This is a genomic window from Mycobacterium sp., from assembly GCF_036273375.1.
Lineage (GTDB): Bacteria > Actinomycetota > Actinomycetes > Mycobacteriales > Mycobacteriaceae > Mycobacterium.
The window spans coordinates 1-19,371 of the sequence record NZ_DASUHS010000195.1 but is presented as its reverse complement, the minus strand read 5'-3'; the positions used below and the strand labels follow the sequence as shown (position 1 = coordinate 19,371).

Here is a 19,371-nt window from a genome sequence, read left to right as displayed (position 1 = left end):
TACGGGCCCCCGGGCACCGGTAAGACGCTGCTGGCCCGCGCGGTCGCCGGGGAAGCCGGGGTGCCGTTCTTCACGATCTCGGGCTCCGACTTCGTCGAGATGTTCGTTGGAGTCGGTGCGTCCCGGGTGCGCGATCTGTTCGAACAGGCCAAGCAAAACAACCCGTGCATCATTTTCGTCGACGAGATCGACGCGGTGGGCCGCCAGCGCGGCGCGGGCCTTGGTGGCGGTCACGACGAGCGCGAGCAGACGCTCAACCAGTTGCTGGTCGAAATGGACGGGTTCGACCCGCGGGCCGGCGTCATCCTCATCGCGGCCACCAACCGACCGGACATCCTGGACCCGGCGCTGCTACGACCCGGCCGCTTCGACCGGCAGATCCCGGTATCCAACCCGGACCTGGCGGGCCGCCGAGCAGTGCTGGAAGTGCACTCCAAGGGCAAGCCGATCGGCCCGGACGCCGACCTAGCCGGGCTGGCCAAACGCACCGTCGGCATGACCGGCGCCGACCTGGCCAACGTCATCAACGAGGCGGCGCTGCTCACCGCCCGCGAGAACGGCACCGTCATCACCAGCGCCGCCCTGGAGGAAGCGGTGGACCGGGTGATCGGCGGGCCGCGCCGCAAGGGCCGGATCATCAGCGAGCAGGAAAAGAAGATCACCGCCTATCACGAGGGCGGGCACACCCTGGCCGCCTGGGCGATGCCCGATATCGAGCCGATCTACAAGGTGACGATTTTGGCGCGTGGGCGCACCGGCGGCCACGCGGTGGCGGTGCCGGAGGAAGACAAGGGCCTGCGGACCCGCTCGGAGATGATCGCGCAGTTGGTGTTTGCCATGGGTGGGCGCGCCGCCGAGGAGCTGGTCTTCCGGGAGCCGACGACGGGCGCGGTATCCGACATCGAGCAGGCGACCAAGATCGCGCGCGCGATGGTCACCGAATTCGGGATGAGCTCCAAACTCGGTGCCGTCAAATACGGTTCGGAGCACGGCGACCCGTTCCTGGGTCGCACCATGGGGACGCAGGCTGACTACTCGCACGAGGTCGCCCGCGACATCGACGACGAGATCCGCAAACTGATCGAGGCCGCCCACACCGAGGCGTGGGAGGTCCTCACCGAATATCGCGACATTCTCGACATTTTGGCCGGCCAGCTGCTGGAAAAGGAGACCCTGCACCGCGCCGAGCTGGAGGGCATCTTCTCCGGTGTCGAAAAACGCCCGCGGCTCACCATGTTCGACGATTTCGGCGGCCGCATCCCGTCGGACAAACCGCCGATCAAGACGCCCGGCGAGCTGGCCATCGAACGCGGCGAGCCCTGGCCGCCACCGGTTCAAGAGCCCGCCTTCAAGGCGGCCATCGCGCGGGCCAGCGAGGCCGCCGCGGCCGCGCAGGCGGAGGCCGAGCGAAACACCAACGGCAGCAACGGTTCTCATGGCGCTCAAGGCGGTAATCGTCAGGGGGAGCCGCAGGGGTCCTCGCAACCCGACTACGGCGCCCCGGCCGGCTGGCGCGCGCCGGGCTGGCCGCCGCAGCAACAACAGCCGAATCACTGGCATCCGCCCGCGCAGCCTGGCCAGCAGCCCTACTGGCCGCAACCGGCACGCGGTTACGCCGGCCCGCAGAGCTATCCCGGACACCAGGGCCACCCGGGCGGTCAGCAAAGTTATCCCGGTCAGCAGGGCGGCGCCGGGCACCCGGGTCAGCCGCTTCCCGCCTATCCGCCGTATCCGCCGCCCGGCCAACCCGCCCCGGAGGGTGGCTCGCCGGACCGGCAGGATGACGACGTAAGCCGGTCCAACCCGCCGGCTCACGGCTGAGCAAACGGAGGATTCGATGGCGCTGCCGGATACCGCGATGCCCACGACACGGGTGTTCGATCAGGAGCGCGTCGAGGCCGCGGTCCGCGAGTTGCTGCACGCGATAGGCGAAGACCCCGATCGGAATGGCCTGCGGGAAACACCGGCCCGGGTCGCCCGCGCGTACCGCGAGATGTTCGCCGGGCTCTACACCGATCCCGACAGCGTGTTGAACACGATGTTCGACGAGGATCACGACGAGCTGGTGCTGGTCAAGGAAATCCCGCTGTACTCCACGTGTGAGCACCACTTGGTGGCGTTCCACGGCGTGGCCCACGTCGGCTACATCCCGGGCAACGACGGCAGGGTCACCGGCCTGTCGAAGATCGCGCGCCTGGTCGATCTGTACTCCAAGCGGCCCCAGGTGCAGGAGCGGCTCACCAGCCAGATCGCCGACGCCCTGGTGAAAAAGCTCAATCCGCGCGGCGTGATGGTCGTGGTGGAGGCCGAGCACCTGTGCATGGCGATGCGCGGAGTCCGCAAGCCCGGAGCGGTCACCACCACGTCGGCGGTTCGCGGACTGTTCAAAACCAACGCCGCTTCTCGAGCCGAAGCGCTCGACCTGATCCTGCGTAAGTGAGTTTGGCGCCTGTGCAGGTAATGGGAGTTCTGAACGTCACTGACGATTCGTTCTCCGACGGTGGCCGTTATCTCGACCCCGAAAAGGCCGTCGCGCGTGGTCTAGCCCTAGTCGCCGACGGCGCCGACATCGTCGACGTCGGGGGAGAGTCGACCCGGCCCGGCGCCACGCGGATCGATCCGCTCGTCGAGACGGCCCGGGTCATCCCCGTCGTCAAAGAACTTGCAGCACAAGACATCACTGTCAGCATCGACACTATACACGCCGACGTCGCGCGGGCGGCGCTGTGTGCCGGAGCGCGAATCGTCAACGATGTGTCCGGCGGCCGCGCCGACCCCGCTATGGCGCCGCTGGTGGCCGACGTGAAAGTGCCCTGGGTCCTTATGCATTGGCGATCGGTCTCGGCCGAGCGGCCACACGCGGCGCCGCACTACCGCGACGTGGTCGCCGAGGTGCGCGACGAACTGCTGGCCAGCGTCGACGCCGCGGTGTCTGCCGGTGTCGACCCCGGCCAGCTGATGATCGATCCGGGACTCGGATTCGCCAAGACGGGACAACACAATTGGGCACTGCTGCATGCCCTGCCGCGATTGGTCGCCACCGGCGTCCCGGTGCTCTTGGGTGCATCGCGCAAACGGTTCCTCGGTACGTTGTTAGCCGGGGCCGACGGTTCGCCACGACCGCCCGATGGGCGTGAGACGGCCACCGCGGTGGTTTCAGCGCTGGCCGCCTTGCATGGAGCCTGGGGGGTGCGTGTGCACGATGTGCGGGCCACGGTCGACGCCCTCAAGGTCGTAGCGGCCTGGACCGACGGGTCGCACACGGAACTGGCTGGAGACCATGGCTGATCGAATCGAGCTGCGCGGCTTGAAGGTTCGTGGACAACACGGGGTTTTCGACCACGAGCGCGCCAATGGTCAGGACTTTGTCGTCGACATCACGGTGTGGATCGACCTCGTCGGCGCCGGGGACAGCGACGAACTGGCCGACACCTACGACTACTCCGCGCTGGCCCAGTTGGCCGCCGACGTGGTCGCCGGACCCGCGCGCAATCTGATCGAAACCGTAGCAGCCCAGATCGCCGACCAGGTGATGGACGACGAACGCGTGCACGCCGTCGAGGTGATGGTGCACAAGCCGCAGGCTCCGATCCCGCAGCAGTTCGCCGACGTCGCCGTGGTGGTGCGGCGGTCGCGCCGCGGCGGCCGCGGCTCGGTGGTACCGGCGGGCGGGGCGCTATGACGCGCGCCGACGATGCTGCGGGCTCGGCCGGGATCGTTGGGGTACCGCCCGCTTGCGGGGGAGAGCGGCGCCCATGACCAGAGTCGTGCTGTCCATCGGCTCGAATTTGGGTGACCGGCTGGCGCGGTTGCAGTCGGTCGTCGACGGGCTGGGGGAGGCGGTGCTCGCCGTGTCACCGGTGTACGAGACCGACCCCTGGGGCCGGGTGGATCAGGCGCCGTTCCTCAACGCGGTGCTGATCGCCGACGACCCGGCCTGCGACGGGCAGCGCTGGCTGGCCCGGGCGCAGGATTTCGAGCGCGCGGCGGGCCGGGTGCGCGGCGAGCGCTGGGGCCCGCGCACCCTCGACGTCGACCTGATCGCCTGCCACGGCCCAACCGAGGTGATCTCCCGGGAGAACAATCTGACGTTGCCGCATCCGCTGGCCCATCTACGCGCTTTCGTGCTCATCCCATGGCTGGATGTCGACCCGGAGGCTCGGCTGACGCTGGCCGACGGCCCGCAGCCGGTCGCCGGCCTGCTCGCCCAGCTGGAAGCGGCCGACCGGGACGGCGTGCGGCCGACCGGCCTGACGCTTCGGCCGAACGAGAAGCCGGCGGCCGACCGGGGGCCCACGAGCTGATGGGGCCCACCCGTAAGCGTGACCTGACCGCCGCGGTGGTCGGCGCCGCCGTTATGGGTTATTTGCTGGTCAAGGGCCTCTACCGGTGGTTTCCGCCGATCACGGTGTGGACCGGCCTGTCGCTATTGGCCGTGGCCATCGTCGAGGCGCTGTGGGCGCGCTACGTGCGAGCCAGGATCAACGAGGGCGAAATCGGGTCCGGTCCGGGTTGGCTGCACCCGCTTCCGGTGGCGCGCAGCCTGATGGTCGCGAAGGCCTCCGCCTGGGTGGGCGCGTTGATGCTGGGCTGGTGGGTCGGCATCTTGGTGTACTTCCTGCCCCGCAAATCCTGGTTGCGGGCCGCCGCCGAGGACACCTCGGGGGCCGTGGTGGCGGCCGTCAGCGCACTGGCGCTGCTGGTTTCCGCGCTGTGGCTCCAACATTGCTGCAAGTCGCCGCCGGATCCGACGGAGCACGGCGAGGGTGCGGAAAGCTAGCCCGGCGCCAGGATTGCCGGCGGCGGCCGGGCGGTTGACTCTCGCGGCCCCGCGGATAACCCGCGCGAGAATCGCCGAAGCCGCGCGACACGCGGATTGACCTCGCGCAGGTACTCTCAGGCCATGACCGTTCTGTCCCGCGGCGCCCGAGTCCGGCGCGGCGGCCGCAGGCCGGGGTGGGTGCTCTTGACGGCGTTGCTGGTCCTCGCGATGGGGGCCAGTTCCGCATTGGTTTTCACCAATCGGGTGGAACTTCTCAAGCTCGCTGTAATCCTGGCGCTGTGGGCCGCAGTCGCCGGCGCCTTCGTTTCCGTGCTCTATCGCCGCCAAAGTGACGCCGATCAGTCCCGGGTCCGCGACCTCAAGCTGGTTTACGACCTGCAGCTGGACCGGGAGATCTCGGCCCGGCGTGAATACGAGCTGACCGTCGAGTCGCAGCTGCGTCGCGAGCTGGCCTCCGAGCTGCGCGCTCAGGCCGCCGACGATCTGGCCGAGTTGCGTGCGGAACTTTCCGCCTTGCGGACCAGTCTGGAAATCCTCTTCGACACCGACCTCGCGCACCGCCCGGCCCTCGGCGGCACGCCCGACGCCGAGCCGCAACCGGAGCGTGCGTACAGCGAGTGGGATCGCAACGGCGAGAACCCCCGCGACACTCCGGTCGATTGGGTGTCCAGCGACCGCGTGACGTCGGTGCCGCGGGACAACTCCGGCCGCGCCGACGACGCCATCATCGACGTGCCCGAGGAACCGCTGATCCCCCCGCGACAGCAGCCGCCGCCCCGGCGGGAGCGGGTCCGTCACCAGTACGAACCTGCCCAGGATCCGGCGTACGCCGAAGAGCCTTCGTACGCCGACGAGCCTTCGTACGCCGAGGGGTCCCCCTATGCGAGACCGGCGGAGCCGCGGTTCGAGCCTCGCCACCAATCGCCGCCGGCCGCGCCGGCGACGCAGTTCCAACCGGAGCCGGCGCCGCAGCCCCAACCAGAACCAGCGGCGGAACCGCAACTACAACCCCAGGCGCAGTGGCCGGGGGAGGGTTGGCAGCCCGCCGCCGCGGCAGGCCAGTGGTTGCCTCCCGGTGCTCCTGGTAGCAATTGGGCCGGCGCCGATTCACGTGCGGACTTGGCCGGGGGGCGGCGGCGTGCCCGGCATTCGGGCGTCGACGAAGCTTGGGATGGCCTGCCCGTCGAGCCGGCGCCGCCACCGCCGTACGGCGACTCCGGCCGCCAGGCAAGGTCTCGCCATTCGGCCGAGTACCACGACTACGGGATGGGCAATTTTTCACCCACTAACGAGCCGTCGCCCGGAGCTTTTGCCGTGCCGCCCCCGCCGGCGGCCGCGACGCCGCCACCCCCGCCGCCGGCTCCCCCGACGCACCAGGGCCCATCCGCCGGCGCGCCCCCGCCGCCACGCCTGGCGCCGCCGCCGGCACCGGAGCAAGCGCCCCGGCACGGCGGTGACCCGCAGCAAGAGGACCCCAATGGCGCGGGAGAAGGCACCGCTACTGGCGGCCAGTCGGTGGCCGATCTGCTGGCCCGCCTGCAGGTGCAGCCCTCCCAAGGCGGCCGGCGACGTCGCCGCGAAGGCTGAGCTGGGAGCTTCCTCACATTGGGTAACGCCTGGTAATCGACTACAGTCGTAGTGACCGAACGGTACCCACCACGTGGGACCGGAACGAACAAGATATCTGTGAGGTCGTCTGCGATGGTGCAGTTCGACGGTCTGCGCCCAGCTCGGCTCAAGGTGGGAATCATCTCGGCCGGCCGGGTCGGCACCGCTCTCGGTGTCGCGCTGGAGCGCGCGGACCATGTCGTGGTGGCGTGCAGCGCCATCTCGCATGCCTCGCGGCAGCGCGTACAACGCCGGCTGCCCGATACGCCGGTGGCAACGCCGCCGGAGGTGGCCGCCGGTGCCGAGTTGTTGCTGCTCGCGGTCCCCGACAGCGAACTCGCCGGCCTGGTATCCGGATTGGCCGCGACGTCGGCGGTGCGGCCCGGAACCATCGTGGCCCACACGTCCGGCGCCAACGGGATCGGCATTCTCGAGCCGCTGGCCCAGGACGGCTGCATCCCGCTGGCGATCCACCCGGCGATGACGTTCACCGGCTCCGATGAAGACATCAGCCGGCTGGCGGATTCCTGCTTCGGCGTCACCGCGGGCGACGAAATCGGATACGCGATCGGGCAATCGTTGGTCCTGGAGATGGGCGGCGAACCGTTCTGCGTCGCCGAGGACGCCCGCGTCCTGTACCACGCCGCCCTGGCCCACGCCGGCAACCACATCGTGACCGTGCTCGCCGACGCGCTCGACGCGCTGCGCGCCGCACTGCGCGGCAGCGAACTGCTCGGCCAACAGACTGTCGACGACCAGCCGGGCGGCATCGCCGAACGCGTCATCGGACCGCTGGCCAGGGCCGCGCTGGAGAACACCCTGCAACGCGGGCAGGCTGCGCTCACCGGTCCGGTCGCGCGTGGCGATGCTGCCGCGGTCGCGGGGCACCTGGCCGCGCTGGGTCAGGTCGGGCCGGAGTTGGCGCAGGCGTACCGGATGAACGCCCTGCGGACCGCCCAGCGCGCGCATGCCCCCAAGGACGTCGTGGAGGTACTGGCACCATGAGACCCGGCAAGTCCCCGGCCTTCACGGCGGGCGAACTCAATGTCTACTCCGCCCCGCGCGATGTTGCCGACGTCAGCCGCGCCCTGCGCCACACCGGGCGCCGGGTGATGTTGGTGCCCACCATGGGCGCACTGCACGACGGACACCTGGCGTTGGTGCGCGCGGCCAGGCGGGTGCCCGGCGCGGTGGTGGTGGTGTCGATCTTCGTCAACCCGTTGCAATTCGGCGCCGGCGAGGACCTCGACGCCTACCCCCGGACCCTGGACGACGACGTCGCACTGCTGCGCTCCGAGGGCGTCGAAATCGTTTTCACCCCAACGGCCGCCGCGATGTATCCCGACGGTTTGCGCACCACCGTGCAGCCGGGCCCGCTGGCCGCCGAGCTCGAGGGAGGTGTCCGGCCATCCCATTTCGCCGGCATGGTCACCGTCGTGTGCAAGCTGCTGCAGATCGTGCGACCGGACCGGATCTTCTTCGGGGAGAAGGACTACCAGCAGCTGGTGATGGTCCGTCAGATGGTCGCCGACCTCAACATCGACGTGCTGGTCGTCGGGGTGCCGACCGTCCGGGAATCCGACGGCCTGGCGATGTCGTCGCGCAACCGCTACCTGGACCCCACGCAACGCGAACTGGCCGTGACGCTTTCGGCTGCGCTCACAGCCGGTGCGCATGCCGCACACCATGGCGGCGCGGCCGCTCTCGCCGCGGCGCGCGCGGTGCTCGACGCAGTGTCCGACCTCACCGTCGACTACCTCGAGCTGCGCGACGCCGGGCTCGGCCCGGCGCCCGCCCACGGTTGCGCCCGGCTGCTGGTTGCGGCACGGCTGGGCACCACCAGACTGCTGGACAACATCGAAATGCAGATCGAAACACCCGCCGGCACCGCTGGGCCGGACGGACACCACGAATACGCCCACTCACCTTGGAGGAATTGATGCTAAGGACGATGCTCAAGTCGAAGATCCACCGCGCCACCGTCACGCAGGCCGACCTGCACTACGTCGGCTCGGTGACCATCGACGCCGATCTGATGGACGCCGCGGACCTGCTCGAGGGCGAACAGGTCACCATCGTCGACATCGACAACGGCGCCCGGCTGGTCACCTACGCGATCACCGGCGAACGCGGCAGCGGCGTGATCGGAATCAACGGTGCGGCCGCACATCTCGTCCACCCGGGCGACCTGGTGATCCTGATCGCTTACGGGACCATGGAAGAGGCGGAGGCGCGGGCATACCAGCCGCGGATCGTCTTCGTCGACGCCGACAACAAGCCGATCGACCTGGGCAGCGATCCGGCGTTCGTACCCGACGATGCGGCCGAGCTACTCAATCCCCGGATCGTTGCGCGGTAGTCGTGCTGCTAGCGATCGACGTCCGTAACACCCACACCGTCGTAGGGCTGATATCGGGATCCAAAGAGCACGCAAATGTCGTGCAGCAATGGCGGATTCGCACCGAAGCGGAAATCACCGCCGACGAATTGGCGCTGACAATCGACGGCCTCATCGGCGACGATTCAGAGCGGCTCACCGGCGCCGCGGCGTTGTCGACCGTCCCCTCGGTGCTGCACGAGGTGCGGGTCATGCTCGACCAGTACTGGCCTTCGGTGCCGCACGTGCTCATCGAGCCCGGGGTACGCACTGGCATCCCGTTGCTCGTCGACAATCCCAAGGAAGTCGGTGCCGACCGAATTGTCAACTGCCTGGCCGCTTTTCACCGGTTCAACGGCCCCGCCATCGTCATCGACTTCGGATCCTCGATCTGTGTGGACGTCGTGTCGGCCAAAGGTGAATTCCTCGGCGGCGCGATCGCGCCCGGATTGCAGGTGTCCTCCGACGCCGCCGCGGCCCGCTCGGCCGCCCTGCGGCGGGTGGAATTGACCCGTCCCCGTTCTGTGGTCGGCAAGAACACCGTCGAGTGCATGCAGGCGGGGGCGGTATTCGGTTTCGCCGGGCTGGTCGACGGCTTGGTCGGGCGCGTCCGCGAGGACGTGGACGGCTTTGCCGGCGACGACGTCGCGATCATCGCCACCGGCCACACCGCGCCGCTGCTGCTGCCTGAGTTGCAGACCGTCAGCCAATACGACCAGCACCTGACTCTGCACGGCCTGCGGCTGATCTTCGAACGCAACCGCGACGTCCAGCGCGGCCGGCTGAAGACGGCACGCTGACACACCGGCTTCGCACCGCAGCGCATACGCAAAGCCGTCGACGCATCCTCAAAGCACAGTCCTTTAAGCTGGCACGTCGTGAGTGCCGACGACCTGGATATTCCCGAGCAGTACCGAATTCGCCGCGATAAGCGCGCTCGGCTGCTCGCCGAGGGGCACGACCCCTACCCGGTCGCCGTCGAACGCACCCACACGCTGGCCCAGGTCCGTGCCGCCCATCCCGACCTGCCGGTCGACACCGCGACCGATGACCTCGTCGGCGTCGCCGGCCGGGTGATCTTCGCCCGCAACTCCGGCAAACTGTGCTTCGCCACGCTGCAAGAGGGCGACGGCACCAGCCTGCAGGTGATGATCAGCCTCGATCAGGTCGGCCAGCAATCCCTCGACGCCTGGAAGACCGACGTCGACCTCGGTGACATCGTCTACGTGCACGGCAACGTAATCAGCTCACGGCGCGGCGAATTGTCCGTGCTGGCCGATTCCTGGCAGATGGCGTCCAAGTCGCTGCGTCCGCTGCCCGTCGCGCATAAGGACATGAGCGAAGAGGGGCAAGTACGGCAGCGCTACGTCGACCTGATCGTGCGCCCGCAGGCGCGCACGGTGGCGCGGCAGCGGATCGCCGTCATCCGCGCGATACGCAACGCTTTGGAACGCCGCGGGTTTCTCGAAGTCGAAACCCCAATGTTGCAGACGCTGGCCGGCGGCGCGGCCGCGCGGCCGTTCATCACACATTCCAATGCACTGGACATCGATCTCTACTTGAGGATCGCACCGGAACTGTTCCTGAAGCGCTGCGTCGTCGGTGGTTTTGACCGGGTTTTCGAACTAAATCGAGTGTTCCGAAACGAAGGTGCGGATTCCACCCATTCTCCGGAATTTTCCATGCTGGAGACCTACCAGGCGTACGGAACCTATGACGATTCGGCAGTAGTGACGCGTGAGCTTATTCAAGAGGTAGCCGATGAGGCGATCGGAACCCGACAACTCCCGCTTCCCGACGGCGGTGTCTACGACATAGACGGAGAATGGGCTTCCATTCAAATGTACCCGTCATTGTCTGCGGCACTCGGTGAAGAGATCACGCCTGCGACGCCGGTCGAACAGTTGCTCGGAATCGCCGACCGGCTGGGCGTCGAGATACCCGCTGACCGGGGCTATGGACACGGAAAGATCGTCGAGGAACTGTGGGAGCACTCCGTGGGCAACGCGCTCGTCGCTCCGACCTTTGTGAGGGATTTCCCGGTCGAGACAACGCCTTTGACGCGCCAGCACCGTAGCATCGCGGGCGTCACCGAGAAGTGGGATCTCTATCTGGGCGGCGTCGAATTAGCGACCGGGTATTCCGAATTGAACGATCCCGTCGTGCAGCGTGAGAGGTTCGCTGCGCAGGCGCGCGCGGCCGCCGCGGGCGACGATGAAGCCATGGTGCTCGACGAAGATTTCCTTGCCGCGCTCGAGTATGCGATGCCGCCGTGTACCGGAACGGGAATGGGGATCGACAGGTTGTTGATGACTTTGACTGGACTGTCAATTCGAGAGACAGTTTTGTTCCCGATTGTTCGGCCCCAGTCGTAGTGAAAGTTTCAATGTGCGGCTTCCGTACAGATTGAGTATGCTTCACTGCTATGGCACATTGGTGACCCGGGGAGGTTTGATCCAATCTGCTCAGTAACTGCTCAGGACGAAATGCGAGGGTAAGCCAATGGCAAAAAAAGTGACCGTCACCCTGGTCGATGATTTCGACGGTGCCGGCGCAGCCGACGAAACGGTGGAATTCGGGCTTGACGGGGTGACCTACGAGATTGATCTTTCGTCCAAGAATGCCGCGAAACTGCGCGGCGATCTGAAGCAATGGGTGGAAGCCGGTCGCCGCGTCGGCGGCCGTCGGCGTGGGCGTTCCGGCTCGGGACGTGGCCGCGGCGCGATCGACCGCGAGCAGAGCGCTGCCATCCGTGAATGGGCCCGTCGCAACGGGCACAACGTGTCGACGCGGGGCCGCATCCCGGCCGACGTGATCGACGCATTCCACGCAGCGACCTAGCAGTTCTCAAACCGGCGCCCGGGCTCCATGCCCGGGCGCCGGTTTGACGTTTCGCTGGGCGCGAAACAATCTTCGGGCGCCTCGGGAAACGAATCAGAACGTCGCAACGTTTCTCCAGTTACGGCGCGCAACGCCGCAGGCAGTCGCAGGTGAGATTGGCCCGGGAAAGACCGAGCGGGTCCGCACCGAAGAACGACGGCAAGGTTAGGCCCGCTGGCAAGCCGACCACTACAGTGGAGGCAGGTACGCGATTCCGGCCGCAGGGGACCGGCACTGGGCCGCTAACAGGTTTGTACCGATGTGAGGGAGAGCAGGTAACCCGATGTTTGAAAGATTTACCGACCGAGCACGGCGGGTCGTCGTCCTGGCGCAAGAAGAGGCCCGGATGCTCAACCACAACTACATCGGCACCGAGCACATCCTGCTGGGTTTGATTCACGAGGGTGAAGGCGTCGCGGCGAAGTCGCTGGAGTCGCTGGGCATCTCGCTCGAGGGCGTTCGCAGCCAGGTCGAGGAAATCATCGGCCAGGGCCAGCAGGCCCCGTCGGGGCACATCCCGTTCACGCCCCGCGCCAAGAAGGTTCTCGAGCTGAGCCTGCGCGAGGCGCTGCAGCTCGGCCACAACTACATCGGCACTGAGCACATTTTGCTGGGCCTGATCCGCGAGGGTGAGGGCGTGGCCGCGCAGGTGCTGGTGAAGCTGGGCGCCGAACTGACTCGGGTGCGCCAGCAGGTGATCCAGTTGCTGAGTGGCTACCAGGGCAAGGAAGCCGCCGAGGCCGGCACCGGTGGACGTGGTGGCGAATCCGGCAGCCCGTCCACGTCTCTGGTGCTCGACCAGTTCGGCCGCAACCTGACCGCGGCCGCGATGGAAGGCAAGCTGGACCCGGTCATCGGCCGCGAGAAGGAAATCGAGCGGGTGATGCAGGTGTTGAGCCGGCGCACCAAGAACAACCCGGTGCTGATCGGCGAGCCCGGTGTCGGTAAGACCGCCGTCGTCGAGGGGCTGGCGCAGGCGATCGTGCACGGCCAGGTTCCGGAGACGCTGAAGGACAAGCAGCTCTACACGCTGGACCTCGGTTCGCTGGTGGCGGGCAGCCGCTATCGCGGTGACTTCGAGGAGCGCCTGAAGAAGGTGCTCAAGGAGATCAACACCCGCGGCGACATCATCCTGTTCATCGACGAGCTGCACACCCTGGTTGGTGCCGGCGCCGCCGAGGGCGCGATCGACGCCGCGAGCATCCTCAAGCCCAAGCTGGCCCGCGGCGAGCTGCAGACCATCGGTGCCACCACACTCGACGAGTACCGCAAGTACATCGAGAAGGACGCCGCGCTGGAGCGCCGCTTCCAGCCGGTGCAGGTGGGCGAGCCGACCGTGGAGCACACCATCGAGATCCTCAAGGGTCTGCGCGACCGCTACGAGGCGCACCACCGGGTGTCGATCACCGACGGCGCGGTGGTGGCCGCGGCCACCCTGGCCGACCGCTACAACAACGACCGGTTCCTGCCCGACAAGGCGATCGACCTGATCGACGAGGCGGGCGCCCGGATGCGAATCCGGCGGATGACCGCGCCGCCAGACCTGCGCGAGTTCGACGAGAAGATCGCCGAGGCGCGCCGGGAGAAGGAATCGGCGATCGACGCACAGGACTTCGAGAAGGCGGCCAGCCTGCGCGATCGCGAGAAGCAACTGGTCGGCCAGCGCGCCGAGCGCGAGAAGCAATGGCGCTCAGGTGATCTCGATGTGGTCGCCGAGGTGGACGACAATGAGATCGCCGAGGTGCTGGGCAACTGGACCGGTATCCCGGTGTTCAAGCTCACCGAGGCCGAGACGACCCGGCTGCTGCGTATGGAGGACGAGCTGCACAAGCGGATCATCGGCCAGGAGGATGCCGTCAAGGCCGTCTCCAAGGCGATCCGCCGCACCCGGGCCGGGCTGAAAGACCCCAAGCGCCCGTCGGGTTCGTTCATCTTCGCCGGCCCGTCCGGTGTGGGTAAGACCGAGCTGTCCAAGGCGCTGGCAAACTTCCTGTTCGGCGACGACGACGCGCTCATCCAGATCGACATGGGCGAGTTCCACGACCGGTTCACCGCGTCGCGGCTGTTCGGCGCGCCCCCCGGATACGTCGGGTACGAGGAGGGCGGCCAGCTCACCGAGAAGGTGCGGCGCAAGCCGTTCTCGGTGGTGCTGTTCGACGAGATCGAGAAGGCCCACCAGGAGATCTACAACAGCCTGTTGCAGGTCCTCGAGGACGGCCGGCTCACCGACGGCCAGGGCCGCACGGTCGACTTCAAGAACACCGTGCTGATCTTCACCTCGAACCTCGGCACCTCCGACATCTCGAAGCCGGTCGGCCTGGGCTTCACCCAGAGCGGCGGTGACAATAACTACGAGCGGATGAAGCAGAAGGTCAACGACGAGCTGAAGAAGCACTTCCGCCCGGAGTTCCTCAACCGCATCGACGACATCATCGTCTTCCACCAGTTGACCCGCGACGAGATCATCCGGATGGTCGACCTGATGATCGAGCGCGTCGGCAAGCAGCTCAAGACCAAGGACATGTCGATGGAGCTGACCGATAAGGCCAAGACCCTGCTCGCCAAGCGTGGCTTCGACCCGGTGCTGGGTGCACGCCCGCTGCGGCGCACCATCCAGCGCGAGATCGAGGACCAGCTCTCCGAGAAGATCCTCTTCGAGGAGGTCGGTCCGGGCCAGGTAGTCACGGTCGATGTGGACAACTGGGACGGCGAAAGCGCCGGCGAGGACGCGAAGTTCACCTTCACCGGAGCCCGCAAGCCGCCGGCCGAGCCGGACCTGGCGAAAGCCGGAGCGCACAGCGCCGGCGATCCGGTGCCGGACGCGCAGTAGCGACCAAGGGAAACGGGCGGTCAGTTCCAGTCGGAGCTAACCGCCCGTTTTCGCTGCGCTGGACGGTGGAGGCCCCAGCCTTGATCGGCGTTCGCTCGGCTAACCGCCGGGTTTACACTGACCGTTGTCATCGACGTGCAACGGAATCTGGTGAAAGTCCAGAACGGTCGCGCCACTGTCCAAAGTCAGACCCGAGGCTCGTCATACCCAAGGGGGACGCGTTATCCCCAGAAGGAGTCGATTGTGTCCCACCCGCAGCTAACCGGCAGCCGCACCCGATCGGTTGATCTGTCCGCGGCACGCACCGCACTTTGGTTGGCGGCGACCGTCTTCCTCGCGTTGCTGGCGCTGTACTTCGTCGGCGTCGACCAGGGGGCGGTCTCGCTGTTCGGCAGCGATTCGCACGTGCACGAGTTCGTGCACGACGCAAGGCACCTACTCGGCTTCCCCTGCCACTGACTGCGTCTCGTGGAGAAACGCCTAATCGGGGGCGGTCTTCTGGCGGGTGCTGTCGGCGCGGTGCTGGCGTTCGTTTTCGCCCGCCTGTGCGCCGAGCTCGTCATTGGTCGCGCAATCGCTTTTGAAGACGGCCGCACCGACGCAGAGAATGCGCACGGCGTGCACGAGCACGGCGCAGAGTTGTTCACCCGCGGCGTGCAATCGGGCCCCGGGCTGGGATTCGGTGTGCTGATCTTCGGCCTCGCCATGGGCGCGCTGTTCGCAGTGCTGTTCAGCATCGTCTGTGCGCGCGCGGAAGTAGGCCAGCCGCAGAGGCTCTCGCTTTTGTTGGCCGCCGGCGCGTTCGGGGCGGTGTACGTGGTGCCGTTCGTGAAGTATCCGCCGAACCCACCGGCGGTCGGACAGGCCGACACGATCGGAGCGCGCACCGGCTGGTACCTGGTGATAGTGCTGGTGTCGGTGGTGCTGGCGATCGGCGCGGTCTGGCTGGCGCGGCGCCTCGCCGCCCGGTTCGGTGCCTGGAACGCGGGACTGCTGGCGGCCGCAGCGTATCTGGTGGCGATCGTGGTGGTGGCGGTGCTGCTGCCGACCGTGGACGAGACACCCGGACCGCTGCGTGACGCCGCGGGGACGATCATCTATCCGGGATTCCCCGCCGACGTCCTCTACGAGTTCAGGTTGCTGTCGCTGGCCACACAGCTGGTGCTGTGGGCGGGCATCGGTCTGGTGTTCGCGACGATCAGCGGACGGCTGCTTTCGGTGCGGACACGGCAGGCGTCGAGTATCGCGGCGTGACCGGGGTCGTCCGGGTGACCCTGCTCTCGCATGGCATGACGGATGCCATGGCGGACGGGCGTTTTCCCGCCGACGAACCGCTGAACGCGATCGGCCGCCGTCAGGTTGAGGCGATGGACACCGTCGCCGGCGCCGCGCAGCGCCAGCTGTGCGGACCCGAGCAGCGCACCCTGCAGACCACGAAACTGCTTGGCCTGCAAGCCGAAATCGAGCCGCTATTGGCCGACCTCGACTGCGGACGGTGGCGCGGTGAGGCGCTTGCGGCCCTGCCACCCGATGAACTCGAGGCGTGGCTGAGCCAACCGGGCGCCGGGCCGCCCGGCGGCGAGTCGATCACCGAGCTGATCTTGCGGGTTGCGCAGTGGCTGACGTCGTTGACCGCCAACCCATTACGCACGGTGGCGGTGACACACCCCGCGGTGATCCGGGCGGCGGTCGTGGCGGCGCTCGACATCAGCCCAGAATCATTTTGGCGAATCGACGTCGAGCCGGTCGGCCGCGTCGTCATGCATTTTCGGGATGGCCGTTGGACGCTGCGCTTGTGAGCCTCAGCGCGGGGCGATCAGGGCGAAGGCCTGCTTGGCGATCTTCAGCATCCAGCCGGTCACCGTCGGCCCGTGATCGCGCGGCCAGTTCAGCTGAAAGCTGACTACCCACGGCTGCTGCGTCTTGTCGACGGCATACCAGCTGAACGTCAGATCACCGGGCAGGCCACCGGCTTTCGCGCCGATATAGGGCCAGACATTGTGGTCCAGCTGGATACCTGAGACCGCGGAGAGGATCTCGCGCACCGGAGCGGCCTTTCCGACCGCTTCGGCCTGCAGCGCCGAATGGACCCGACAGATGTCCTCGGCGTTGCCGTACCACTCGGCACCGTAGGAGGATGCCGGCGAATGGGCCCGCATCGGATCCGGGTCATAGGGCGTCGAATTCGCCTGCTCCAGCAGCTGCCCGCGGACTTGCGGTGATCCATGCTCCCATTGGCTGCGCAGGTCCGGCTTGCCCCAGCCGACGGAGAACAACTCGTACATGGTGGGGAATGGGGTCATGCTGGCAGGGTCGTGATGGCCGGCCGTGGCCAGCGCTTCGGAGATGGCGTGTGTGCCCATCTTCTCGATGAGCAGGTCGGTCGCCATGTTGTCACTGGTGGCGATCATCTTCTCGGCGGCGGTGCGCACCGAAACATGCGCTCCGGCAGGCAAAGCCAACCCCGACGAGCCGACCGCTCGGCTCTTATCGGTGACCGTCAGCTGGTCATCCCAGGACACCGTTCCGTTCTTGATCGCGCCCGCCAGCGCATGCAACACATACAGCTTGAAAATGGATGCCAGCGGCAAAGATTCGTGCGTGTTGATGCCCGCCACCGGATCGCAATGCCCGTCGTTGACCTTGGCGACCTGATAGGAGTAGCGCGCACCGGTCTTGCCCAGCACCGCGTCGATGTCGCGCCACGAGCTGATGGTGGGCGCCTGAGTGTCGAGATCGAAACGATCCACCGAACCGCCGTCGTCGGTGTGAATCCGGATGTCTTGTCGCGCACCGTAGGACGAGGTCAGGTGCAGGTTCGCCACGCTCGCGCCCAGATCGACGCCGTTGAGCGTGAACGGACGGTCCCACCACAGCGCCTCCATGGTGGTTTCCACCGACTCGACCTTGTCGGGTGCGGCGAGGGTGCCGACCCCGACCGGGCCGATGGGCCAGTCCGAGTTGAGCATGTCCAACGTCTGCTGGGCCCGGATCCCGGGCGGGGTCCGGGTGTCGATCTGCCGTCCCGGATTCGCCGCGTTCGCCTGCGGGGAGGGGTTGGGAGCGCAACCGGGCGCCAATGTCACTACCAGTGCGGCGGCCGCGCTCAGCGCCAGTGCGCGGCGCCTGGCCGATAGCCCGTTAGCCAGCCTGCTTGTTGCCGGCAACGTCCATCACAACCTCGAATTCCAGCAGCGAGGCCCCGGTCGCCACCGGCTTCGCCCGCTCGCCGGAGTGCGCTTCGATGGCGGGCCCCTGCGCCCACGCCTGGAATGCCTCTTCGGACTCCCACTGGGTCACCACGAAGTAGCGGTTCTCGCCCTTGATCGGGCGGAGCAGCTGAAAGCCGAGGAAGCCGGGCTGGTTGTCGACCGCGTGCGCCCGGTGGGCGAACCGCTTCTCCAGCTCGGGGCCCGCGTCGGCGGGTACCTCGATTGCGTTGATCTTCACCACTGGCGACATGCCGCTAGGCTACCCCGCCCATCCCCGTGCTGGGGCCCAGGGCGGTGCACGCAAGATGGTGCTATGCCCAGCCACCTGTTGACTTGCCACGGGGGGGACGGCGAGCCGCTGGTGCTGGTGCACGGCCTGATGGGACGGGGGACCACCTGGCCGCGGCAACTGCCCTGGCTGACCCGGTTGGGCACTGTCTACACCTACGACGCGCCATGGCATCGGGGCCGCGACGTTCAAGATCCGCACCCGATCAGCACCGAACGGTTCGTGGCCGACCTGGCTGACGTGGTGAGCAGGCTGGCGGTGCCGGTCCGGATGGTCGGGCATTCGATGGGCGCCCTGCATGCATGGTGCTTGGCCGCCGAGCGCCCCGAACTGGTTTCCGCCCTGGTGCTCGAGGACATGGCGCCGGACTTCCGCGGCCGCACCACCGGCCCCTGGGAACCGTGGCTGCACGCCCTGCCGGTCGAATTCGACTCCGCCGAGCAGGTTTTCGCCGAATTCGGGCCCATCGCCGGCCAGTATTTTCTGGAGGCCTTCGACCGCACCGAGACCGGTTGGCGGCTGCACGGTTACACCGCGCGGTGGATCGAAATCGCGGCCGAATGGGGCACCCGGGACTACTGGGCGCAGTGGCGCGCGGTGCGTTCCCCCACGCTGCTGATCGAGGCCGGCAACTCAGTCACCCCGCCGGGGCAGATGCAAGAAATGGCTGAAACCGGCTTCATGACAACGTATTTGAAGGCCCCGGAAGCCGGCCACCTGGTTCACGACGAGGCGCCCCAGCTGTACCGCGCGGCGGTCGAGTCGTTTCTCGCGGCGCCGCATCCGCCGGCCTGACGGGCTACTCCTCACCGGCCAGCGCGAACCGGCCGTCGCGCGTCTGTGTCACCAAGCCATCGGCCAGCAGCGAATACAGCGCCCGGTCGCGCTGTGCGGTATCGGTCAGCCACGCCACATCCAGGTCGGCCCGAGTCACCGGAGAATCGTTGGCGCGCAACACATCCATCAGCCGTCCGCGGACCTGACGGTCGGTCCCGGCGTAGGTCTGAACGCGGCGGGCCGGGCCCTGCGCGGGCGGATAACCGGCATGCCGCCACGCGCACCGGTCCAGCGGGCACAGCCCACAGCGCGGCGCGCGCGCCGTACACACCGTCGCGCCCAGTTCCATCAGCGCGACGGAGAACTTCGGTGCCGTTCCGTCCTCGGGCAGCAGCGCCGACACGTCGGCGTGGTCGCGCGTCGCGGAGGGTGCGCCCGCGTCGGCCAGGCCGTGCACCGCACGCGCCACCACCCGGCGCACATTGGTGTCCACCACCGGTACCGACTGGCCATAGGCAAAGCAAGCGATCGCGCGGGCTGTGTATGTGCCGACTCCGGGCAGCGTCAGCAGGGTGTCGACGTCCTCGGGAACCTGGTCGCCGTGGTCGCGCGCGA

The 19,371-nt window shown here is 67.7% G+C and carries 21 protein-coding genes; 18 read left to right on the top strand and 3 right to left on the bottom strand.

Features of this window, described 5'->3' with window-relative positions:
• The 17 genes from ftsH to VFW69_RS18130 form a co-directional block, all read left to right on the top strand.
• Positions 1-1,821 (top strand): ATP-dependent zinc metalloprotease FtsH (gene ftsH / locus VFW69_RS18210; protein ID WP_526503141.1); only part of this gene is annotated, 1,821 nt, incomplete at its 5' end.
• Positions 1,822-1,837: 16 nt separating this feature from the next.
• Positions 1,838-2,440, top strand: coding sequence for a GTP cyclohydrolase I FolE (folE, locus tag VFW69_RS18205; protein WP_526503139.1), 603 nt, complete (start codon positions 1,838-1,840; stop codon positions 2,438-2,440).
• Positions 2,437-3,288, top strand: a complete 852-nt coding sequence (folP, locus tag VFW69_RS18200; RefSeq protein WP_526503137.1) for a dihydropteroate synthase — start codon at positions 2,437-2,439, stop codon at positions 3,286-3,288. The genes folE and folP overlap by 4 nt, the downstream gene beginning before the upstream one ends.
• Entirely contained in the window at positions 3,281-3,682 is a 402-nt protein-coding gene (folB, locus tag VFW69_RS18195; protein WP_526503135.1) for a dihydroneopterin aldolase, read from the top strand. The genes folP and folB overlap by 8 nt, the downstream gene beginning before the upstream one ends.
• A gap of 73 nt (positions 3,683-3,755) precedes the next feature.
• Positions 3,756-4,304, top strand: coding sequence for a 2-amino-4-hydroxy-6-hydroxymethyldihydropteridine diphosphokinase (gene folK, locus VFW69_RS18190; protein ID WP_526503133.1), 549 nt, complete (start codon positions 3,756-3,758; stop codon positions 4,302-4,304).
• Positions 4,304-4,780, top strand: a complete 477-nt coding sequence (locus VFW69_RS18185; protein WP_526503131.1) for a DUF3180 family protein — start codon at positions 4,304-4,306, stop codon at positions 4,778-4,780. The genes folK and VFW69_RS18185 overlap by 1 nt, the downstream gene beginning before the upstream one ends.
• Before the next feature lie 123 nt (positions 4,781-4,903).
• Positions 4,904-6,370 carry a DUF6779 domain-containing protein gene (locus tag VFW69_RS18180; protein ID WP_526503129.1) on the top strand — a complete coding sequence of 489 codons (1,467 nt, stop codon included), beginning with the start codon at positions 4,904-4,906 and terminating at the stop codon, positions 6,368-6,370.
• 114 nt (positions 6,371-6,484) lie between these two features.
• Positions 6,485-7,396: a Rossmann-like and DUF2520 domain-containing protein gene (locus VFW69_RS18175; protein WP_526503127.1), complete on the top strand. Its 912-nt coding sequence runs from the start codon at positions 6,485-6,487 to the stop codon at positions 7,394-7,396.
• Positions 7,393-8,331 carry a pantoate--beta-alanine ligase gene (panC, locus tag VFW69_RS18170; RefSeq protein ID WP_526503125.1) on the top strand — a complete coding sequence of 313 codons (939 nt, stop codon included), beginning with the start codon at positions 7,393-7,395 and terminating at the stop codon, positions 8,329-8,331. The genes VFW69_RS18175 and panC overlap by 4 nt, the downstream gene beginning before the upstream one ends.
• A complete protein-coding gene (gene panD / locus VFW69_RS18165) occupies positions 8,331-8,750 on the top strand; it encodes an aspartate 1-decarboxylase (RefSeq protein ID WP_526503123.1) in 420 nt (139 codons plus the stop codon). The genes panC and panD overlap by 1 nt, the downstream gene beginning before the upstream one ends.
• Positions 8,751-8,752: 2 nt before the next feature.
• Positions 8,753-9,568, top strand: a complete 816-nt coding sequence (locus VFW69_RS18160) for a type III pantothenate kinase (protein ID WP_526503121.1) — start codon at positions 8,753-8,755, stop codon at positions 9,566-9,568.
• A 78-nt stretch (positions 9,569-9,646) separates the two neighbouring features.
• Positions 9,647-11,143, top strand: coding sequence for a lysine--tRNA ligase (gene lysS, locus VFW69_RS18155; RefSeq protein ID WP_526503119.1), 1,497 nt, complete (start codon positions 9,647-9,649; stop codon positions 11,141-11,143).
• Between the two features lie 127 nt (positions 11,144-11,270).
• Positions 11,271-11,609: a histone-like nucleoid-structuring protein Lsr2 gene (gene lsr2, locus VFW69_RS18150; RefSeq protein ID WP_008263502.1), complete on the top strand. Its 339-nt coding sequence runs from the start codon at positions 11,271-11,273 to the stop codon at positions 11,607-11,609.
• Positions 11,610-11,931: 322 nt separating this feature from the next.
• Entirely contained in the window at positions 11,932-14,478 is a 2,547-nt protein-coding gene (gene clpC1 / locus VFW69_RS18145; protein WP_526503116.1) for an ATP-dependent protease ATP-binding subunit ClpC, read from the top strand.
• Positions 14,479-14,721: 243 nt separating this feature from the next.
• On the top strand, positions 14,722-14,937 hold the full coding sequence (locus VFW69_RS18140; protein WP_067938568.1) for a CbtB domain-containing protein: 216 nt from the start codon (positions 14,722-14,724) through the stop codon (positions 14,935-14,937).
• A 9-nt stretch (positions 14,938-14,946) separates the two neighbouring features.
• Positions 14,947-15,732, top strand: coding sequence for a CbtA family protein (locus VFW69_RS18135; RefSeq protein ID WP_526503113.1), 786 nt, complete (start codon positions 14,947-14,949; stop codon positions 15,730-15,732).
• Entirely contained in the window at positions 15,729-16,277 is a 549-nt protein-coding gene (locus tag VFW69_RS18130) for a histidine phosphatase family protein (protein ID WP_526503111.1), read from the top strand. The genes VFW69_RS18135 and VFW69_RS18130 overlap by 4 nt, the downstream gene beginning before the upstream one ends.
• Before the next feature lie 3 nt (positions 16,278-16,280).
• On the opposite strand, the gene VFW69_RS18125 is transcribed toward VFW69_RS18130, so the two are convergent.
• A complete protein-coding gene (locus VFW69_RS18125; RefSeq protein WP_526503109.1) occupies positions 16,281-17,645 on the bottom strand; it encodes a serine hydrolase in 1,365 nt (454 codons plus the stop codon).
• The gene (gene mhuD / locus VFW69_RS18120; protein WP_007772332.1) at positions 17,620-17,940 is read right to left on the bottom strand and encodes a mycobilin-forming heme oxygenase MhuD; all 321 of its coding nucleotides are present in this window, start codon (positions 17,938-17,940) and stop codon (positions 17,620-17,622) included. Before mhuD ends, VFW69_RS18125 begins: the two co-directional genes overlap by 26 nt.
• Before the next feature lie 63 nt (positions 17,941-18,003).
• On the opposite strand from mhuD, the gene VFW69_RS18115 reads away from it, so the two are divergent.
• Positions 18,004-18,774, top strand: a complete 771-nt coding sequence (locus tag VFW69_RS18115; protein ID WP_526503106.1) for an alpha/beta fold hydrolase — start codon at positions 18,004-18,006, stop codon at positions 18,772-18,774.
• A gap of 4 nt (positions 18,775-18,778) precedes the next feature.
• On the opposite strand, the gene VFW69_RS18110 is transcribed toward VFW69_RS18115, so the two are convergent.
• Positions 18,779-19,371: A/G-specific adenine glycosylase (locus VFW69_RS18110; protein ID WP_526503104.1), on the bottom strand; the 593-nt coding region annotated here is incomplete at its 5' end.

Bases quoted from the DNA above. Each gene is read 5' to 3' on its own strand.
- folE (WP_526503139.1), top strand. From the start codon at position 1,838: ATGGCGCTGCCGGATACCGCGATGCCCACGACACGGGTGTTCGATCAG.
- VFW69_RS18175 (WP_526503127.1), top strand. From the start codon at position 6,485: ATGGTGCAGTTCGACGGTCTGCGCCCAGCTCGGCTCAAGGTGGGAATC.
- folB (WP_526503135.1), top strand. From the start codon at position 3,281: ATGGCTGATCGAATCGAGCTGCGCGGCTTGAAGGTTCGTGGACAACAC.
- panD (WP_526503123.1), top strand. From the start codon at position 8,331: ATGCTAAGGACGATGCTCAAGTCGAAGATCCACCGCGCCACCGTCACG.
- lsr2 (WP_008263502.1), top strand. From the start codon at position 11,271: ATGGCAAAAAAAGTGACCGTCACCCTGGTCGATGATTTCGACGGTGCC.
- VFW69_RS18180 (WP_526503129.1), top strand. From the start codon at position 4,904: ATGACCGTTCTGTCCCGCGGCGCCCGAGTCCGGCGCGGCGGCCGCAGG.
- panC (WP_526503125.1), top strand. From the start codon at position 7,393: ATGAGACCCGGCAAGTCCCCGGCCTTCACGGCGGGCGAACTCAATGTC.
- VFW69_RS18185 (WP_526503131.1), top strand. From the start codon at position 4,304: ATGGGGCCCACCCGTAAGCGTGACCTGACCGCCGCGGTGGTCGGCGCC.
- folK (WP_526503133.1), top strand. From the start codon at position 3,756: ATGACCAGAGTCGTGCTGTCCATCGGCTCGAATTTGGGTGACCGGCTG.
- clpC1 (WP_526503116.1), top strand. From the start codon at position 11,932: ATGTTTGAAAGATTTACCGACCGAGCACGGCGGGTCGTCGTCCTGGCG.
- mhuD (WP_007772332.1), bottom strand. From the start codon at position 17,940: ATGTCGCCAGTGGTGAAGATCAACGCAATCGAGGTACCCGCCGACGCG.
- VFW69_RS18115 (WP_526503106.1), top strand. From the start codon at position 18,004: ATGCCCAGCCACCTGTTGACTTGCCACGGGGGGGACGGCGAGCCGCTG.